Annotated in this window: 3 protein-coding genes; all 3 read right to left on the bottom strand. The window is 77.6% G+C overall.

All coding sequences use genetic code 11. The features are described 5' to 3' along the window. The coding region (locus tag ABD308_RS00300; RefSeq protein WP_344321996.1) for a nitronate monooxygenase at positions 1 to 1,015 on the bottom strand (1,015 nt) is incomplete at its 3' end. Positions 1,016 to 1,123: 108 nt separating this feature from the next. Further along, positions 1,124 to 1,774, bottom strand: a complete 651-nt coding sequence (locus tag ABD308_RS00295; protein ID WP_344321989.1) for a response regulator — start codon at positions 1,772 to 1,774, stop codon at positions 1,124 to 1,126. Next, positions 1,771 to 2,841, bottom strand: a 1,071-nt coding sequence (locus ABD308_RS00290) for a sensor histidine kinase (RefSeq protein WP_344321985.1), incomplete at its 5' end; no start/stop codon positions are given. The genes ABD308_RS00295 and ABD308_RS00290, both read right to left, overlap by 4 nt.

The following is a 2,841-nucleotide window of genomic DNA, read 5'->3' as shown; positions in this document are numbered from 1 at the left end:
GGGCGTCCTCCCACAGCCCCGCCAACAGCTCGGCCGCCGCGCCGCTGCGCGCCGCCCGGTGACCCGTCCCCGCCCACAGGTGCATCGCCTGCGCGTCGCCGCGCCGGACCGCCGCCGCGCGCAGCGGCTGGGTGAGGTGGTGCACGTCCGGGTAGGCGGCGGGCGCGTACGGCTCGAACCGGTCGATGAAGTCGTTGCGCAGCGCCCGCGCCGGGCGGCCGGTGAACGCCCGGGTCACCGTCGTGCCGTCGAACTCCGTCAGCGCCGCCCGGTGCGCGGCCGTCGTCCCGGCCTCGTCCGCGCGCAGCAGCGCCGTCCCCAGCTGCACCGCCACCGCGCCGGCCCGCAGCGCGGCCGCGATCGCCGCGCCGTCCGACAGCCCGCCGGCCGCGATCAGCGGCAGCCCGGTCACCGCCCGCACCGCGGGCAGCAGTTCGAGCAGCGGCCGCTCGCCGGGACGGTCCACCGTCCGGTGCGTGCCGCGGTGCCCGCCGGCCTCCGGTCCCTGCACGACCAGCGCGTCCATCCCGACCGCCTCGGCGCGGCGCGCCTCCTCCGGCGAGGTCACCGTGCCGATCTGGACGGTGCCCACCGCGCGCAGCGCCCGGGCCTCCTCGGCGGAGGGCAGCCCGAAGGTGTACGAGACCACCGGGACGGGCCCGGCCAGCAGCCCGGCGATCTTGGCGTCCCAGTCGTCCCGGTCCGGCGCGATCGCCTCCGGCAGGACCACCCCGTGCTTCCCGGCCTCCGGCCGCAGCCGCTCCCGGTAGGCGGCGACGGCCGCCGGATCGCCGGGCTCCGCCGGGACGAACAGGTTCAGGCCGAACGGGCGGTCCGTCAGCTCCCGGACGCGGCGCACCTGCTCGAACGTCGCCTCGGCGCCGCGGTACCCGGCGGCGAGGAACCCGAGCCCGCCCGCCCCGCTCACGGCCGCCGCCAACTCCGGCGTCGACGGCCCGCCGGCCATCGGCGCGCCGATCACGGGCACGGGGAGTCCGTCGAGTCGCACGGCCATCCGGGGATCCTCCACTCACACGGCACACCGGGGTACTCGGGCTACCCGCCCACCCTACGCCCCGCCCCGGACCCGCCCCTCCCCCTCAAGCCGCCCGCAGGGCACCCTTCACCCCCCACGCCGAATCAACCCCCGCCCCCGCGCCTCCCGCACCGCCGCCGTACGCGACTCCACACCCAACTTCGTGTAGATGTGCACCAGGTGCGACTTCACCGTCGCCAGGCTCAGCTGCAGCCGCCGGCTGATCGCCTGGTTGGTGAGCCCGTCCGCGACCAGCCCCAGCACCTCCGTCTCCCGCACGCTCAACGCCGCCGCAGGCGTCCGCATCCGCTCCAGCAGCCGGTCCGCCACCGTCGGCGCCAACGCCGTCCGCCCCGCCGCCGCCGACCTCACGGCCCGCGCCAGCTCCTCCGGCGGCGCGTCCTTCAGCAGGTACCCGGTGGCCCCGGCCTCCAGCGCCGGCAGGGTGTCCGCGTCGGTGTCGTACGTGGTCACCACCAGCACCCTCGGCGCCCCCGCGCCCCGCGCGGTGATCGCGGCGGTGGCCTGCGCGCCGTTCATCGCCGAGCCGGGCCCGAACTGCAGGTCCATCAGCACCACGTCGACGTCCAGCTCCGCCGCCAGCTCGACGGCCCGCTCGGCGGTCGCCGCCTCCGCGACGATCGCGAAGTCCGGCTCGCTCTCCAGCACGGCCCGCAGCCCGGCCCGGACCACCGGGTGGTCGTCGGCGAGCAGCAGGCGGATGACATCCTCGGTCACGAGGACTCCTCACTCGAATCGTCGGGCACCGGCAGCAGCACCGCGAGCGCCGTGCCCTCCCCCGGCGCGGACTCCACCGCGAAGGTCCCGCCGAGCGCCCGTGCCCGGGCCCGCATCGACGGCAGCCCGAACCCGCCGTCCCCGGCCGCCGCCTCCGGTCCGCCGAGGGCCGCCGGATCGAACCCGGCCCCGTCGTCCACCACGTCCAGCGCCACCTCCCCCGCCCTGAAGCCGAGCGTCACCTCCGCGTGCGTCGCCCGCGCGTGCCGCACCGTGTTCCCGAGCGCCGACTGCGCGATCCGCAGCAGCGCCACCTCGTGCGGCACCGGCAGCCGGACCCGCTCGCCGGAGACGTGCAGCCGCACCGGCAGCCCGCTGCGCGCCGACGTCGTCGCGCACAGCCGTTCCAGCGCGACCGGCAGCGTGTCGCTCTCCAGCGCCGGCGGGGTGAGCGCGCGCACGAAGCGGCGGGCCTCGTCGAGGTTGTCCTGCGCGGCCTGCCGGGCCTGCTCGACGTACTCGGCGGCGGCGTCGGTGCGCTCCGGCAGGGCCCGCTGCGCGGCCCGCAGCAGCAGCTGGATGCTGGTGAGGCTCTGCGCGAGGGTGTCGTGGATCTCCCGGGCCAGCCGCTCGCGCTCGGCGAGCACGCCGGCCGCGTGGTGGGCGGCGGCGAGGTCGGCGCGGGCGGCGGTCAGCTCGTCGATGAGGCGGCGCCGCTCCTCGCTCTCCCGGTACAGCGCCTGGTAGCCGAGGACGGTCGCGGTGGCGACGGCGGCGCCCAGCAGCGGCCCGATGGCCGCCGCGACGCTGACGGTGTGCTGGTGCGCGGAGTACGCGGCGATCGAGGCGACCGCGGTGAGCCCCACCGCCACCAGCCCGGCGCGCCGGCCGAGCAGGTGCAGTTCCAGGAAGTACAGCGGGAACGCCAGCCAGACGCCGTCCTGGGTGGTCACCAGCACGCCCGCCCAGGTGACGGCGAGCAGCGCGATCCAGAGCCCGGCGGCCCGGCGGGAGCGGCCGACGGCGCCGATCAGCGGCCCGGCCGTGTAGACGGCGGCCATCGCGGT

Source organism: Kitasatospora putterlickiae (genome assembly GCF_039527695.1).
Taxonomy (GTDB): Bacteria; Actinomycetota; Actinomycetes; order Streptomycetales; family Streptomycetaceae; genus Kitasatospora; species Kitasatospora putterlickiae.
The sequence above is the reverse complement of the archived record's forward strand: the minus strand, read 5'-3'. Positions and strand labels throughout refer to the sequence as shown.